The 16,216-nt window shown below is 60.6% G+C and carries 12 protein-coding genes and 1 tRNA gene; 10 read left to right on the forward strand and 3 right to left on the reverse strand.

Translation table 11 applies throughout. The annotated features are described in order from the left end of the window. Positions 1 to 25: 25 nt before the first annotated feature. A tRNA-Val gene (locus JM946_RS17120) sits at positions 26 to 100 on the reverse strand. Positions 101 to 614: 514 nt separating this feature from the next. Here JM946_RS17120 and JM946_RS17125 point away from each other — a divergent pair. From JM946_RS17125 to JM946_RS17145, 4 genes are all read left to right on the forward strand, one after another. Next, complete coding sequence (locus tag JM946_RS17125) at positions 615 to 1,052, forward strand: FecR/PupR family sigma factor regulator (RefSeq protein ID WP_203168552.1); 438 nt, start codon at positions 615 to 617, stop codon at positions 1,050 to 1,052. 454 nt (positions 1,053 to 1,506) lie between these two features. Beyond that, positions 1,507 to 1,809, forward strand: coding sequence for a hypothetical protein (locus JM946_RS17130; RefSeq protein WP_218042920.1), 303 nt, complete (start codon positions 1,507 to 1,509; stop codon positions 1,807 to 1,809). Positions 1,810 to 2,532: 723 nt separating this feature from the next. Then, positions 2,533 to 5,400: a TonB-dependent receptor domain-containing protein gene (locus JM946_RS17140; RefSeq protein WP_203168555.1), complete on the forward strand. Its 2,868-nt coding sequence runs from the start codon at positions 2,533 to 2,535 to the stop codon at positions 5,398 to 5,400. Between the two features lie 650 nt (positions 5,401 to 6,050). Further along, the gene (locus JM946_RS17145) at positions 6,051 to 6,629 is read left to right on the forward strand and encodes a FecR domain-containing protein (protein ID WP_203168556.1); all 579 of its coding nucleotides are present in this window, start codon (positions 6,051 to 6,053) and stop codon (positions 6,627 to 6,629) included. A 316-nt stretch (positions 6,630 to 6,945) separates the two neighbouring features. Here the strand turns inward: JM946_RS17145 and JM946_RS17150 are convergent, their stop codons facing one another. Both JM946_RS17150 and JM946_RS17155 read right to left on the reverse strand, forming a co-directional pair. Beyond that, the gene (locus JM946_RS17150) at positions 6,946 to 7,908 is read right to left on the reverse strand and encodes an ornithine cyclodeaminase family protein (RefSeq protein ID WP_203168557.1); all 963 of its coding nucleotides are present in this window, start codon (positions 7,906 to 7,908) and stop codon (positions 6,946 to 6,948) included. 139 nt (positions 7,909 to 8,047) lie between these two features. Then, on the reverse strand, positions 8,048 to 9,085 hold the full coding sequence (locus JM946_RS17155; protein ID WP_203168558.1) for a proline racemase family protein: 1,038 nt from the start codon (positions 9,083 to 9,085) through the stop codon (positions 8,048 to 8,050). 319 nt (positions 9,086 to 9,404) lie between these two features. Here JM946_RS17155 and thrS point away from each other — a divergent pair, with 319 nt between their 5' ends. From thrS to pheT, 6 genes are all read left to right on the forward strand, one after another. Continuing rightward, positions 9,405 to 11,333 carry a threonine--tRNA ligase gene (gene thrS / locus JM946_RS17160; protein ID WP_203168559.1) on the forward strand — a complete coding sequence of 643 codons (1,929 nt, stop codon included), beginning with the start codon at positions 9,405 to 9,407 and terminating at the stop codon, positions 11,331 to 11,333. A gap of 3 nt (positions 11,334 to 11,336) precedes the next feature. After that, on the forward strand, positions 11,337 to 11,861 hold the full coding sequence (gene infC, locus JM946_RS17165; RefSeq protein WP_203168631.1) for a translation initiation factor IF-3: 525 nt from the start codon (positions 11,337 to 11,339) through the stop codon (positions 11,859 to 11,861). A 161-nt stretch (positions 11,862 to 12,022) separates the two neighbouring features. After that, positions 12,023 to 12,220 (forward strand): 50S ribosomal protein L35, encoded by a 198-nt coding sequence (gene rpmI / locus JM946_RS17170; RefSeq protein ID WP_116810930.1) that lies wholly within the window; start codon positions 12,023 to 12,025, stop codon positions 12,218 to 12,220. Positions 12,221 to 12,231: 11 nt separating this feature from the next. Beyond that, positions 12,232 to 12,600: a 50S ribosomal protein L20 gene (gene rplT, locus JM946_RS17175; protein ID WP_203168560.1), complete on the forward strand. Its 369-nt coding sequence runs from the start codon at positions 12,232 to 12,234 to the stop codon at positions 12,598 to 12,600. Between the two features lie 175 nt (positions 12,601 to 12,775). Further along, positions 12,776 to 13,804 carry a phenylalanine--tRNA ligase subunit alpha gene (gene pheS, locus JM946_RS17180; RefSeq protein WP_203168561.1) on the forward strand — a complete coding sequence of 343 codons (1,029 nt, stop codon included), beginning with the start codon at positions 12,776 to 12,778 and terminating at the stop codon, positions 13,802 to 13,804. Between the two features lie 22 nt (positions 13,805 to 13,826). Continuing rightward, on the forward strand, positions 13,827 to 16,208 hold the full coding sequence (gene pheT, locus JM946_RS17185; protein ID WP_203168562.1) for a phenylalanine--tRNA ligase subunit beta: 2,382 nt from the start codon (positions 13,827 to 13,829) through the stop codon (positions 16,206 to 16,208). Positions 16,209 to 16,216: the final 8 nt, after the last annotated feature.

The raw sequence follows: 16,216 nt of genomic DNA on the forward strand, positions 1-16,216 counted from the left end.
GTCTTTGGTTATCAAGCAGAAAGCATGGTGCGCGCGACAGGGATCGAACCTGTGACCCCTACCATGTCAAGGTAGTGCTCTACCGCTGAGCTACGCGCGCATTGGGTGCGGATCGAAGGGGGCGGAAGAATAGCGGCGAGTCGCGCTGCTGGCAAGCAACGATAGAGGCGCATTTCCGATCTGACCATGAGGGGTGGGGTTAGAGCGCGGTATTCGCGCTGACTCAGGAGTGTCGGTTCTCCGGCGCAATGGTCCCGCCGGTACAGGATTTTGACGCCAGCCCGCATTTGGCTGACCGAGGGATCACAGCAGAGCAAGTTCTCGGCAGGCGATCATTCGGCTGCTCGTGTGGCGGATGGTCATCGACCGGGCGAATCGATGATCTGCAGTAGTGGCGTGTCACCTGCGATGACTTCCGTCGAGCGCTGGAGCCGACCATTGATATTGACACGACGATCATTCCGTCGCCGTCCCCGTCCCCAACGTTGACGATGATGGCCATAGTTCTCCTCGGCGCGGTCTGCACGAGAGATCAGGCTTCAATGAAAGGTTGCAACGGCGACTCGTGTGTATGTTTGTATGAGAGACACAGAGAGGTCTGTGCGAAGCCGCAGATGAAGTGCACCGAATATCCGAGACAAACCCTTATCCCGGTGCATCATGACGTCGTGATGCGAAAACAGATGTTTCGCACTGTCCAGCACATCGTGTGCGTAGTCTTCCCAAGTGAAAATGTTTCATATCAATGGCACTTTCAATCCAGGGCGCAACGCTGGGCAACACCGGTCCTTCAAGCAGGGGCACTCCTGGAGATCAAAAGCATGGCGGCGAAATTCGAAGCTGATCGTGAACCCCTCGTTACGGCGGCTGTGGAGTGGTATGTCCGACTGCGCGACGGTATTTTGACAGCCGCAGAACGCAAAGAGCTGATGAGTTGGCTCCAGAAACCCTCGCACTGCCGCGAGTTAATGGCGATTGCGAGGATGGACGGAATGGTTCTGGGGCGTGAGATGACGGGTTGGCATACCCGCAATCGGCGTCGTATCCACTGAGCGGTTGGCAGGGCGCGGGTATCATCGATGCGCTTACGCGAAATATCTCACCGACGGGGCAGTGGCGATTTGAAGCGATAGCCTGCATTTCTGCAGACACAGCTTGCCAGTCCGGGCGGACTTGCCCCATTTCTCGATCAGGCACATCAACTCGATTCTTCCGGCACCTGGACGCAAACCTGAAGTGCGGGATCGGTCGCGGCTTGCGTATTGGCCCGATGGACAATAGGGGAACAGGTGCGATTCCTGTCGCGCGCCCTCATCTTTGTGCCCTGTAGTCAGGACCTGCATCCCAGTTGATCCCCTGTGAGTAAGGGTTGGCTGCCGACACTCACGCGTGTCTCCCGAGTCAGGTGCCATTGGGATCAAGATTGCGGCACAGCCGATCGAGGCGATCGCTTTGGCGTGACGATGCTCCGCTCCGTGGAGATGCTCCGCATTCCTCATGCAACCCTTGTCCGATCTGTCGTACTGGCAGTTTGATGACGAACGACTCACCTCCTGTTCGCTGGTGATTGCCTACGTACGCCGCGCAGACGATCCACCATCCTGCGTGGCCTCGGCGGCTTACCACTTCATGCCAACTGATGTTGTTCGCGCATCTCTTCTGTTCGACTGGGAAGATCGATTCTGCTCGTTGGAAAGCGTTGAGCAAACTTCACCGTCCTGCGATTCGTATAGATCGATCCGAATCGGTCGCGTCATCACACTAGAGCATCGCGACGTGCAGATTGCAGGTACGATGAACGAGCGCTGAGGCAGCTGTCTGTCCTCCACCATTTCTGCGGACGAGAACGCATAGGAATGAACGACGAAGTTCCCGATTTCCGACTCAGCGCTGCTCGATTGTCATTCTTTGTGAGCGTCGAGATGAAGCTCAGATCTCTCTTCAAAGGCGCACGCGCTTCGTCGTTCAACGGAAACGCGATTGAGGGATTCGCAGATTTCGTCCGAAATCTTCTTGATGGAAACCTCTGAACATCGAGCGGTTGCGGTCTTTCGGAAGGTCGCGCGCCGATCGTCACGGGCGCTGCGGCCCAGGATCCTCATGGAATCGCGCCGCGGGGGTTGATGCTTCTCGTCCGCAGCACTATCGAGTTGGCGCACCAACAAACAAGATCGCCTGGGTCTAAACGTTCATACACGAACCAATCGAACGATTGGTTCCTGAGTGGTTCCAGATGACGCGATATCTGATTCCAACTCGCATGGCTGAACGCACGGAGGCTCAACCGACCCAGCGCCTGCCCGCAGCCACAGATCAGGATCAGGATGAAAGGTGTGCCGTCATGGGTGATGCGTGAGCCGCACGTAAATGAGAGTCAGAATTGCGGATGAGCCGGTCATATGCATTACGGACCAGCAGGGAAGTCCGGCTCCTCGACGATCTCACCGTCACGCGCTTGTCTGGGAGCCGCATTCGATGGATTGACTTACAACAACAGGTAAGTGCGCGTGAGCGGAGTTCAGGGCATCCGGCATGTCCGTGTTCTTGTCATGGAAGAGTGCGTGCATATGCTCACATGTGCCCGTACTCCTGACGCTGGTCAGCGCTGCATGCATCGCTGCTTCCCGTACTGACGCCCCGCCCATCGGCGATGAGAATGAAATTCGATTCTCTCTCTCCGCCGGCGTCCGGCCGGCTCGTGAACATGCCGAAAGTCTCCGTGTTTTCACCGGTTACGAAGCCAAACCGGGTGAGTGCGGCAATGTAGTGCTCGGTCCGCTGCCGGAAGGCGAATATACGGGCGAGGAGGCATGGCGAGCCTTGGTAGGTCGCGTATGTCGCCTTGACGATCGGCTTGACGCGAAATCCGGCAAGATACAAACGTTTGCAAATATGCACGAGTGCACGTGCAGTTTTGGATTCCCGCCATACACGCCTGTGGAGCCTCGCAGCCTGCAGGTGACGAGTTCTCCGCTACCAATGCTGGGCGAATCCATTCCGAGCAAGGTTGTTGTGATCCATCGCCGAAACATCGAGGAGACCGGCGCTGCCAGCGTTCCTGATCTCCTGCGTTACGTGTCTCAGACTGCTTTCCATCGTGGTTCAGGATTTCGTGGCTCGGGGGCTCAGTTCGCCGAGCTTCGTGGACTGGGCGCAGAATATACATTGGTCCTAGTCAATGGACGTCGCACCTTCGGTACCGCATCTGACCTCACGACCAGCGCCTTCGATCTCTCAGCCATTCCCATCAGTGCAGTGAAGCGGGTTGAGATCAGCATGGACGCCAATTCCCTGCTGCATGGAATGGACGCGATCGGTGGCGTGGTCAACCTGGTATTGAACGACAGCGTCGAGGGCGACGCGACAGTGAGGCATGATTACCTCGCCGGCGGAGGTTCACAGACACATGCATCGCTCAGCGGCGGCAAGCGAGGTGATCGTGGCCGAATGGCAGTCTACTTTGACTATCAGCACTGGAACGAATTGCTGGGACGCGAACGAAACCGATGGAGTAACCAGGATTTCGCACGCTTTGGAGGGCGAGACTATCGTTCGAGATTCGCTTATCCCGCGAACGTGACCTCGCTGAATGGTGAAGACTTGCCTGGTCTAGGTTCGTCTATTGCTGTCGCCGCAGTGGATCCGGACACAGGCTTGTTCGATTTCCGGCCCAGGGAAGAGAATCGCACGAGCCTCAGAGCGTTCCAGTCCATCGTTCCTGAAGGATACCGGGCAACGTTGTGGGCGAACGGCTCGTTGAACCTCGGGCGCGCGGTTGCGAAACTCGAACTGCTCGCGAGCGAACGCGAGAACGAGTTGCAACTCAAACCAGCGACCTCGCCAGGATACATTTGGGGCCCGAATCATCCGGAGAACCCATTCGATGTGCCGGTCAGGGTCGAAGCATCATTCTCCGGGTTACCTGCGAGTCGCCAGCAGTACACGACGAACTCGGTGCGCGCCGTCGGCGAGATTGCTGGCCCGCTCGGTGACTGGGACTACACCGCCTTCGTCGTTTACTCCAATGAAGAGGCAGAGGCGCGTATGCGCAACGTGCCCGATGAAGTTGCTCTCGCCGATGGCTTGATGGGAGATGACCCCAGCGAAGCCTTGAGTCTGTATAGCACCATACGACTCACCACGTTTCCGCCAGATCTGTTTGTGAACCCGCCGGCGGCCCGATACGACACTAGTGCAACTCACTTCCAAGGATCGTTGCGCGGCTCCCTCCTTGAGCTTCCGGCAGGTCAGCTGATTGCACATCTGGGCGCGGAGTACCGAGACGAGCGGATGAACTTCGATACGAGTATTCGTGGAGCACAACGCGATGTACGCTCCGCTTTTGCACATGTGAGTCTGCCGCTGGTCGATCCCTCGATGCACGTAAAGGGAGCATACGACCTACGACTGCTGATGGGCGCGCGATCGGATCACTATGACGACGTTGGCACTGTCACGAAAAAGCAGCTGGGGATGGCGTGGCGGATGACCGAGGCGCTGACTTTGCATGTCGCGACGAGTCAGTCGTTCCGTCCACCCTCGTTGGTCGATCTGTACTTCCCGCGGGTTTCGATGACGACGGAGCTCTTCGATCCAAAGCGCAGCGAAACAGCGCCAGTGGAGTTGATGACGGGTGGCAACCCGCAGCTCCGTCCATCCACCGGACGGTCCACCAGTCTCGGTCTCTCATTCCAGTCGCGCAGCGGCTTGAGCTCATCTGCCGAGTATTGGCGCATCAGAGTTCGGGACCACATCAAACTGTTGGCTCCAATGACTCTGCTGGCGCACGAGGACGGCGCATTGTTTGGCCGCATCGCGCGAGCCGCGCCAACTGAGGAGGACCTGGCTGCCGGTCGACCGGGAAGATTGACTCGCGTGGACAACTCGCGAGCCAATGTGGGTGGCGCGTTCGCCGAAGGCGTGGATCTGGGCGCCGAAATACCCATCGAGACGCAGATTGGCACGTTCACGCCACGAGTCGCAGTAACGCTCACCGACAGGTTCGAGTATGGCGATCTGCCGACCGCGACGGTGCAGATGGAAAATCGCGTGGGCGTGGCCTCTGAATATGGAACGATTCCGGCACAACGAGGTGTGTTCTCGGTGACCTATGATGGCAGGGCATTCAGCGCATCAGTCCACGCGCGCGTGATTTCCTCCTATCGGGACAGGGATTACGCAACAGGTATGCCGATGCAGAGACGGGTCCCACGTAGCACCATCCTGGATCTGAACATTTCCAAAGCCATCTCGGATCACCTTCAAGTGACGCTGGGCGCCTTCAACGTGACAAACAGGGAGCCGCCCTATGCATTTATGGGTGGCCCCCTAGGTTTCGATAGTTCACAAGGCTCGCTCGAGGGGCGTGAACTCTACGCGACGATCAGCAGGAAATTCTAGGAAGCCGGGGTACGGTCCGCGTCCAAAGAAATGGTCGGGGTACTCCTGTGAGATCCAGTGCTGCTTGGTTTCTGCAGTCACCTCGCCCAGATCAATCATTTCAAGGGCGTTGTCATGCTGAGCTTTCATGGCGCAGATCCTCCGATTGAGATGATCGCGCAAGATACGGTCCTTACGTGCATGGACTGGGTCAATACGTACTCGGGTCTCACGCAGAGCACCCGCTGATAAACATGATGAAAGTGTCCCTAGACGGGGTTAGGGTGCGCCGCAGACCACCAGCGGATCAACATAGATCGCGCGCTGCGTTGCCGAAATGGGCTGGACGTACGCTCCATCCGGTCATCCCAAGGATTCCGCCTGCAAAACAGCGGCTAGGGGCAACTGCATAACAACGACTTGTTGAGCTCTCGCCTGGGCGATCAGCGGAAATGATAAGGGCGAGCATGCTCAACGTATGAGCAGCGAAGACGTCGAGCCCGGGGTGGGTCTGTTACTGAATTGGGTTGCAAGTGCTGCGCGCGGTGTGGTGGAAGCGCTGCGACGTGCAGGAGTCTGAAGTGGCCGATGGAATGTCTCATGAGTCAGAGCCCCAGAGTGCGTCGGAACGGGAAGCGACGAGGCGGAAAGCTGAGGTGATCGAACTGCCAATGAATTGGAGATCAAAGAACAATCTTCTCAAGCTCGCCAGACTGGGGCTGACGCCGAAGGAAAAGTGGCGTCGAAACATCGCGGTTTGCTGCATCGTGCTCGCGACATCGGTGGGTCTGGCCTATACGTTGGGCGCTTGGAATGCAATTCGTGCATTCGTGGATAGAGGCGCGATCGTGCAGATTCCGACTCGCGTGAATGCAAGTGCGAGCACGCTCGATAGCGCGTACCAGATCACGTCAGATGAAGGCGGCACCCAGACGTTCGAGGACGGCACGGATGTCGAGTACGCGGCGCACACCACCGTGGAAGTCGATTTCTCGGCAGGTCGACGTGTGGTTCGTCTTCGCGCGGGCAGCGCTACGTTCAACGTGGCGAAGGATCCTCGTCGGCCATTCATCGTGTTGGCGGATGGGTTGAGTGCGACTGCCGTGGGTACGAAGTTCGATGTCACTGTCACTCCAACTGTCCGAGTGCGTGTTTACGAGGGAGTGGTGGCGGTGGCGGAAGGACAGGTCAAGGCCGGGCAAATGGTAAGAAAGCTGAAGGCAGGAGAGGAATACGAGCGGCCGCGCTAGCTCAGGGCTCGCATCGGTATCTCCTAGCGGGGCTCAGACATTCTTTACGTCCGCTATACGCGGGACAATCGCGGGGACGAGGTCGCTCAAATCCATGTGGAGCGGCTGATTAAATCTAAGGCGGCCGAGCGTGAGACGATGAAGAGAGTCGGCGCTGGTCCTGTCGTTTCGCCGGGTGCCGAGTGAACTCGAGAGGTGCTCGCAAGGCTCGCTTCGAGGTCCGGCGATTGAAGCACTTTAACATCCCATCGCACCTCATCGGTCCGATGGGGCGACAGAGATGACGCCGTCACATCTGAAACACGACAAGCTGTGTTCACAAGGTAACTTCGCGGCCGAGGCCACGACGCCTGGCGGCGGCATAAAGCTCGAAAGCGACGAAGAGGTCATAGATCGCTGAGCCGACCGTTTTATATACCGTGGTGCGAGCGACATCGATATCCCGTTCGCCCGTTACGCACTCGGCGATCGAAAACACGTTTCCATCGCTCAAGATGTTTCTTCGCAGCGCATTGATCACATCGCCCGCCTCATGGCGGGCATGCTCTGAATCGACCGCGAGGCTACCTGCCAATCGATAAATCGAATCCGGCAGTTCCTGCATGGCGGGCCGGAAGGATCCGACGCTGATGAAGTGTTTGTTCTGAAGCAAAGCCGGCTCATCCGGCAGCACAGGCTCGGTGGAAGTCGTCGCCGCGATCACGAGGTCGGTGCGGTCGAGGAGCGCCCGAACACTGCCGCAGGCGGTGATGCGCACGCCTGGCGCATGGCGGCCCACTGTCGCTGCGAATCGATCGAAGGCGGCTTGCGACCGTGCGTAAGCGAATACCTCCTCGATCGGGCGCACCGCGCAGGTATAGATGGCCTGCCATGCTCCCTGGACGCCGCAGCCGATGATTCCAACCGAAGCCGTTTGCGCAGGAGAGAGATACTTTGCGCCGAGCGCGCCCACGGCGCCGGTGCGTTGGGCGGTGAGTGCGGCGGCGTTCAACAGGGCGAGTGGCGCGCCGGTGTTGCGGTCATTGAGAATCATGACGCCACTCGTCACCGGCAGATGACGGTCTTTGTTACCCGGGACCACAGAGACTACTTTGACGCCCACGCCGCCTGCGGCCGCCGCAGGCATGGTGAGCAACGAGTTGTCGTCCCAGTCGAGGTGCAGCCGTTGCGGTGCGGCGAGCGCGCCCGAGGCTTGTGCGCGCAAAGCCGCCTCGACCGCGGCAATGGTCTCCAGAGGTGAGATCAGACCCGTCAGATCTCGTTCGGCAAGGACTAGCATGGCGGCGATATCTTCCAAAGGGAGCTATGTGTGCGGCGGATGCGGAGGTCTTCCGTTTCTCATCATACTTCGCACGGTTTATTGGTCATTTCGAGCATCTGGCGCCGCAAGCGCGGTATCACGCGCCGCCGTCGGATTTCTATCGGAAATTGAAGCCACCACCCAGCGCATCGTTCGGGTCGAGATAGAACTCATTCCGACCGATGATGTGCGCCGTACCGCTCACCTCCGGAATGATGGCGGCGTGCGGGCCGAACTGCGTCGCTTCGACCGCTCGCACCGTCATCGCGCTGCCCAGGATGCTCTCGATGATGATGGGCTCCCCGAGCGGGAGTTCGCCGCGGGCGTGGTGCAGCGCCGCCCGCGCACTCACGCCGGAGCCGGTGGCAGAGCGATCGAGCTCTCCATCGGCAAAGATGCAAACGTTTCGACTGTGATGTCCCGATTGGTGCGGCGGCCCGGTGAAGATCGTACCGTAGAGAAATGAAAGCTCGGCTTCGAACGGATGCTCGATGCGACTTGTCGCCATCACCGCATGCTTGATCCGACGCCCAGCGTCGATGAGCTGATTGAACTCGCGGGGAATCAGCTCAAAACCAAACGGCCGGGCGTCGACCAGGGCGTAGAAGGCGCCGCCGTAGGCGAGGTCATAGCGCACGCAACCGAGCCCCGGCACGTCGATTTGCTGGTCACGCTGATAAGCGAAGGAGGGGACGTTGCGGAAGGACACCTCTTTGACGCGCTCACCCGACATGGTAGCCGTGGCGTGGATGCGACCGGCAGGAACGTTGAGGATCAGTTCGCGGCGAGCACCGCTGCGGGCGATCAGGCCGGTGTCGAAGACGAGCGTGGTGATGGCGATGATGGCATGCCCGCACATGGTGCTGTAGCCCTCGTTGTGCAGGAAGAACACATCGAGGTCTGCATCGCGCGAGGCGGTGATCACCGCGCCATACATATCCGCGTGGCCGCGCGGCTCCCAGATCGTGGCGAGCCGGAGGTGATCGTAGCGGTCCCGAAAGTACGCGCGCTTCTGCAGCACCGTCTCGCCAGGAAGCTCGGGGAGCCCGCCGGTGAAAATGCGCAAGGGTTCCCCACCGGTGTGCATCTCTACGCTCGTGACGCGTTGAAACCGTGCGGGCGGTTGCCAATCCCAGTGTTCGAAGACGCCCATCATTGCCCTCTCATCTGTGGTCTCGGCGGGTTTCGCATGAGGATGCCGATTCCGATGATGCCTGCCTGGCGACGTATGAAGACCGTTCATCTGCGCTTCAATGGCCCGGAAGAATCGTCCATCAACTGACGCGAGCTGCCTGATCCGCTTCGTTGGGCGGGGCGTGCCGCTATCCTGCGCTCGATTCCATCCGCGCTCGATCCCATCCCGGGGCCCCCCTTCCCCCGGCACTGGCAGGTGCGGGTGCGGTTGCCTGCCATGACGACGCCGGGCATACTCCGCACCCTTTTCCCCACGCTTAACGACCTGAATTCCCTGGCTTATGCCTGTAATCACCCTCCCAGACGGAAGCCAACGCAGCTACGCAGAGCCCGTCTCGGTCGAGAAAGTCGCCGCCGACATTGGCGCGGGCCTCGCGAAGGCGGCGCTGGCGGGCAAGGTGGACGGCCGCCTGGTCGATACCTCGCACGTCATTGATGAGGATGCGAGCCTCGCGATCATCACGAGCCGCGACGCCGAAGGCGTCGATGTCATCCGCCATTCCACCGCGCACCTCCTCGCGCAGGCGGTGAAGCAACTGTTTCCCGAAGCACAGGTCACCATTGGCCCGGTGATCGAAGATGGCTTTTATTACGATTTCGCCTACAAGCGCCCGTTCACGACCGAGGATCTCGCGGCCATCGAGGCGCGCATGCACGAGCTCTCCGAGGCCGATCAGAAGGTCACGCGCCGGGTGATGAGCCGCAATGATGCGGTCGAGTTCTTCCGCAATCAGGGCGAGATCTACAAGGCCGAGATCATCGCGAGCATTCCGGAGAAGGAAGAGATCAGTCTGTATGGGCAGGGCGACTGGGTCGATCTGTGCCGCGGCCCGCACGTGCCAAGCACGGGCAAACTGAAAGCGTTCAAGTTGATGAAGGTCGCAGGCGCGTATTGGCGCGGCGATTCTCGCAACGAAATGCTCCAGCGCATCTACGGCACCGCCTGGGGCGATGAGAAGTCGTTGAAGGCGTATCTGACTCGCCTCGAAGAGGCTGAGAAGCGCGACCACCGCAAGCTGGGTAAGGAACAGGACCTGTTCCATTTTCAGGAGGAAGCGCCGGGCGCCGTGTTCTGGCATCCGAAGGGCTGGACGCTCTTCCAGACCCTGATCGCCTACATGCGGGAGTACCAGGGCAGGGCCGGCTGGCAGGAAGTGAGCGCGCCGGAGGTCATGGACATCAAGCTCTGGAACGCCTCGGGGCACCTTGCGACCTTCGGTGAGAACATGTTCTTCACCGAGCTGCCGGACAAGCGCAAGTTCTGCTTGAAGCCCATGAACTGCCCGGGTCACGTGCAGATCTTCAATCAGGGCATTCGCAGCTACCGCGATCTGCCGCTGCGCTTTGCGGAGTTCGGCAAGGTGCATCGGTACGAGCCTTCCGGTGCCTTGCACGGCCTCATGCGGGTGCGCGCCTTCACCCAGGACGATGGCCACAGCTTCGTCGCGCTCGATCAGCTGTTCGATGAAGCGGTGAACCTGACCCGACTGATCCTGGGGATCTATGCCGATTTCGGCTTCACTGACGTGCGCATCAAGTTCTCGGATCGTCCGCCGAAGCGGGTGGGGTCGGATGAGGTCTGGGACACGGCGGAAGCTGCCCTCAAACAAGCGGTTACAGCCGCCGGCCTCGAATACACCTTAAATCCGGGCGAGGGCGCGTTCTACGGCCCCAAGCTTGAATTCGTGCTTCGGGACGCCATTGGGCGGGACTGGCAGTGCGGCACCCTGCAGGTCGACTTGAACATGCCGGGCCGGCTGGGGGCGCACTATATCGGTGAGGATGGCCAGAAGCACACCCCGGTCATGTTGCACCGGGCCATGTTTGGCTCGCTCGAGCGCTTCACGGGCATCCTGATCGAGCATTTCGCGGGCAAGTTGCCGACCTGGCTCGCGCCGGTGCAGGCTGTGGTGCTGAACATCACCGACGGCCAGGCCGAGTACGTGCGTAGCGTCACTGAAACCCTGAAAAATCAGGGGCTTCGGGTCACTTCGGACTTGCGCAACGAAAAAGTCGGCTTTAAGATCCGCGAACACACCCTGCAGCGGGTGCCCTACCTGTTGGTGGCGGGCGACCGCGAAGCAGGTTCGAATTCTCTGGCCGTGCGCACCCGTAATGGCAAAGACTTAGGCGCGATGCCCGTCGAGAGCATCGCGCAGAAGCTCATCGCCGAAGTTACCAGCCGTGGCCGGACTAGCTTGGAGGTATAACGCATCGCTGCTCCCATAGGAAAGCGCATCCGGCGCAATGAAGAGATCACCTCGCCACAGCTGCGAGTGATCGATGCTGCCGGCGAACAGATGGGCGTCATGAGCCGCTACGACGCGCTGCAGATGGCACAAGCTGCCGAGCTCGACCTGGTTGAAGTATCGCCCACGGCCGAGCCGCCGGTTTGCCGCATCATGGACTTTGGCAAATACTTGTTCGAGCAGAACAAGAAAGCGCACGCAGCGAAGCGCAAGCAGAAGCAGATACAGATCAAGGAAGTGAAGTTTCGCCCCGGCACCGAGGAAGGCGATTACCAGGTCAAGCTGCGTAATCTGATCCGCTTCCTGGAGGAGGGCGACAAGGCCAAGGTGACCATGCGGTTCCGTGGCCGGGAAATGGCTCATCAGGAAGTCGGCCGTGAATTGCTCGGGCGAGTTCAAGCGGACCTGGCGCCGTACGCCACGGTCGAGCAGAACCCGCTCATGGAAGGACGGCAGATGGTGATGATGTTCGGACCTAAGAAGAAGTAGGTCGTCGAACAAAACAAGCGAGCCTTGATTGTAAAAAAATCAGGCTCGCCACAAGTGAACGGCAATGTTTCCAACGAAACGGCGCCGTCCCGCCTGACAGGGCAAGGGCTCAAGCAAGAGCTCGAGTTCCTCAAAGGCTAACAATCGAATCGAGACATGAAATGCCTAAGTTGAAGACCAACCGGGCAGCGGCGAAGCGTTTTCGCCAGACTGCCAAAGGGTTCAAGCGAGCCCAATCGCATCGTCGTCACATCCTCACCAAGAAGCCCAGCAAGCGGAAGCGTCAGCTGCGCGCGCCTTCGATGGTCGCAAAGCAGGACCTGGTGCGCATGGAGCAGTTGCTCCCGAACGCGAAGTGAGGAGATAGACAATGGCACGCGTTAAAAGAGGCGTCATCGCTGGCGCACGTCACAAGAAGATCCTCAAGAAGGCGAAGGGCTACTACAACGCCCGTCGCAAAGTCTTCCGCGCCGCGAAGCAGGCCGTCATCAAGGCCGGCCAGTATGCGTATCGCGATCGCAAGACCAACAAACGCAACTTCCGCGCGCTGTGGATCACGCGCATCAATGCCGAAGCGCGCGTTCACGGCTTGTCTTACAGCAAGCTGATCGCAGGCTTGAACCTCGCGGGTCTCTCCATCGACCGCAAGGTGCTGGCCGACATCGCGATGAACGATCCGGCGGCGTTTGGAGTGATCGCGCAGAAGGCGCGGGACAGCCTGCTCAGGAAAGCAGCCTGATCTTAAAGCGCCTCGCTTGGGGCGCTCACAACGTTGAGTGAATCGGGCGTCCATAGTGGCGCCCGATTCGTCTCAGAAGACCTGAAAAACTGTGACGCTTGGTCACGCGCGCCGCCCGGCAAAAATCTGTATTGTGGGTGGCTCGTGCTTCACCGGAACTGACATCGCCATTGCCATGACCGACACGGTTCAAGCTCTGCCGGCGCTCATCGACGCCTCCCGCCAGGAGATCGCGGCGGCCACGAATCTCGAAGACTTAGAGCAGATCCGGGTGCGTCTGCTCGGCAAGAAAGGCTCCGTCACCGAGTTGCTGAAGTCGTTGGGGAGCATGGATCCGGAGACCCGGCGCACTGCCGGCGCGAAGATCAACGAAGCCAAACAAACATTGACCGCCGCGCTCGAAGAACGGCGCGCGGCGCTGGAAGCTGAGAGGCTCGCCGCGCAGCTCGCAGGCGACGCCGTCGATGTGACGTTGCCGGGGCGAGGGCAGACGATCGGCGGCCTGCATCCGGTCACGCGCGTGCGTCGTCGCATCGAGCAGATCTTCCGGAACGCAGGCTTCGAGATCGCCGACGGACCTGAGATCGAAGACGACTGGCACAACTTCACCGCGCTCAACATCCCCGAGAATCATCCGGCGCGGGCGATGCACGACACGTTTTATTTTCCCGATGGCCGATTGCTTCGCACGCACACCTCGCCGGTGCAGGTGCGCTCGATGGAGCAGCAGAAGCCGCCCATACGCGTGGTGGCCCCCGGCCGCGTGTATCGCTCGGACTCGGACATGACGCACACGCCGATGTTTCATCAGGTCGAAGGCCTCGTGGTCGATGAGGGCATCACGTTTGCGAATCTGAAAGCCGTGCTGCATGGGTTCATGCGCGAACTCTTCGAGAAGGACGTGAAGATGCGCCTGCGTCCGTCCTACTTTCCGTTCACCGAGCCTTCCGCGGAGGTCGATATCTCCTGCGTCTCCTGTGGCGGCTCGGGCTGTCGCGTGTGCAAGCAGACCGGCTGGGTGGAGGTCGCCGGCTGCGGCGTCGTGCATCCCAATGTGTTGAAAGCCGTGAACATCGACCCCGAGCGCTACACCGGCTACGCCTTCGGCATGGGCATCGACCGGCTCACCATGCTTCGCTACAACGTGAACGATATCCGTCTGTACTTCGAGAACGACCTGCGGTTCTTGAAGCAGTTCGCGTGATTGGATTCTTGGGAACGGTGCGATGAAGATCAGTCTGAATTGGCTGCGTGACTGGGTGGATGCGGGCGATGACGTGCCGGCGCTTGCGCACGCGTTGACGATGGCGGGGCTCGAGATCGAGGGCGTCTCGGCCGCAGGCCCCAAGCTTCCCGGCGTCGTTGTCGGTGAAGTGAAGTCGGTCACCAAACATCCCGATGCCGAGAAGCTGAATGTCTGCGTCGTCTCGACAGGCAAAGAAGAATTCCAGATCGTCTGTGGCGCGCCGAACGTTCGCGTCGGCATGAAGGCGCCCCTTGCGACCATCGGCGCGAAGCTGCCCGGTGGGATGGAGATCAAGCGCGCGAAGCTGCGCGGCGTCGAGTCCTTCGGCATGCTGTGCTCGGCGCGCGAGCTTGCGATCAATGAAGAGGCCTCGGGCCTCTATGATCTGCCGGCGGATCTGCCGGCGGGGCAGGATCTCATCGAGGCGCTCGGCCTCGATGACACGATCTTCGAAGTGAATCTCACGCCCAATCGTGGCGATTGCATGAGCGTGGCGGGCGTCGCGCGTGAAGTGGCGGCCGCTCGGGCGACGCCGTTGCATGCGCCTGAGATCAAGGCCGTGGCCGCGACCATCCAAGATGCGTTTCCGGTTCGCATCGACACGGGCGGCTCCGCCGATGCGCCGGTCGGTTGTTATAAATTCGTCAGTCGCGTCGTTCGCGGCATCCGTCCGAACGCCGCCGCGCCGTTCTGGATGCAGGAGCGTCTGCGTCGGGCGGGACTGCGTCCGATCAGTGCCGTCGTCGACATCACCAACTATGTGATGCTGGAGCTCGGCGCGCCGATGCACGCGTACGATCTCAACCGTTTGAGCGGCGGCATCCAGGTCCGCTTCGCAAAGCAGGGCGAGAGCTTGAAGTTGCTCGACGGCCGCGAGATCACGCTCACGCCCGACGTGCTCGTCATCGCCGATGAGCGTTCCATTCTCGGCATGGCGGGCGTCATGGGCGGTGAAGACTCCGGCATCGGAAGCGACACCGTCGATGTGCTCTTCGAATGCGCGTTCTTCGATCCGAATGATGTCGCCGGTCGGGGCCGTCGCTATGGTCTGATCACGGATGCCTCGCAACGCTTCGAGCGCGGCGTCGATCCGCAGTTGCAGGAGCGCGCCATCGAGCGCGCAACGCACCTGCTGCTGGACAGCGCCGGCGGCAATGCCGGCCCGACGGTGGTCACGCGCGCATCGCGCAGCTATCCGGCGGCGCCGGCCATTCGCGTGCGTCATTCGCGCATCGAGCATGTGCTGGGGGTGAAGATCGAGGCCGCCATCGTGCAGCAGCTCCTGACCCGCCTCGGCATGACGGTGAGCGGGGCGGCCGGCGAGTGGCAGGTGACGCCGCCGAGCTGGCGTTTCGACATCCGCATCGAGGAAGATCTGATCGAGGAGGTCGCGCGCCTCTACGGCTTCGACAACATTCCGGAAGCGCCCGAGTCCGGCGCGCATGAGGTGGCGCCGTGGACCGAAACCCGCGTTCGCAACGAGCGTGCGAGCGACCTGCTCGTCGATCGCGGCTATCAGGAAGCGATCAATTACGCCTTCACCGACGCCGCGGCCCAGGCGCTGTTGTGCCCCGAGCCTGCGATTGCGCTCAGCAATCCGATCTCGGCCGAGCTTGCGGTGATGCGCGTATCGCTGTGGCCGGGGCTGCTCGCCGCGCTCGGCAGCAATCAGCGCCGTCAGCAGCCGCGCGTGCGCCTGTTCGAAGTCGGTCGTCGCTATTCGGCGTCAGCTGAGACGGAAGTGATCGCGGGCGTCGCGGCGGGCGCCGCGTTGCCAGAGCAATGGGGTAGCGATGCGCGGAAAGTGGATTTCTTCGACGTTAAGGCCGACGTCGAAGCGCTGATCGCATTGACCGGCGCCAGTGATGAGTTCCGGTTCGTCGCAGAGTCCCATCCGGCGCTGCACCCCGGTCAATCCGCGCGGATCTATCGCGGCGATCGCGCCGTGGGGTGGTTGGGCGCCGTGCATCCGGAGCACACGAAGCGCCTGGATTTGACATATCCGGTGTTCGTATTCGAGTTCGAGACGCAGGCGGGTCTCACCGCAGTCGTGCCGCAGTTCGAGGAGATCTCCCGATACCCGGCCATCCGTCGGGATATTGCCTCGATCGTCGATGAAGGCCTGCCCGTGGAAGCGGTCCGAGCGGTCGTTGAAAAGAGTGCAGGGAGCCTGCTCAAGCGCCTCACGGTGCTCTCCGTGTATCAGGGGCAGCAGTTGCAGAAAGGCAAGAAAAGCATAGCCTTAGGCCTGCAATTGCAGGATACTTCCCGGACGCTGACGGACAGCGAAGCCGACGCCCTGGTGGCGCAGGTCGTCGAACAATTGGGCCGTCAACTCAAGGCCACCCTCCGGGACCAATGAGCGGGACA

Origin of the sequence: Steroidobacter gossypii, from assembly GCF_016801985.1 — a bacterium.
Classification (GTDB): domain Bacteria; phylum Pseudomonadota; class Gammaproteobacteria; order Steroidobacterales; family Steroidobacteraceae; genus Steroidobacter; species Steroidobacter gossypii.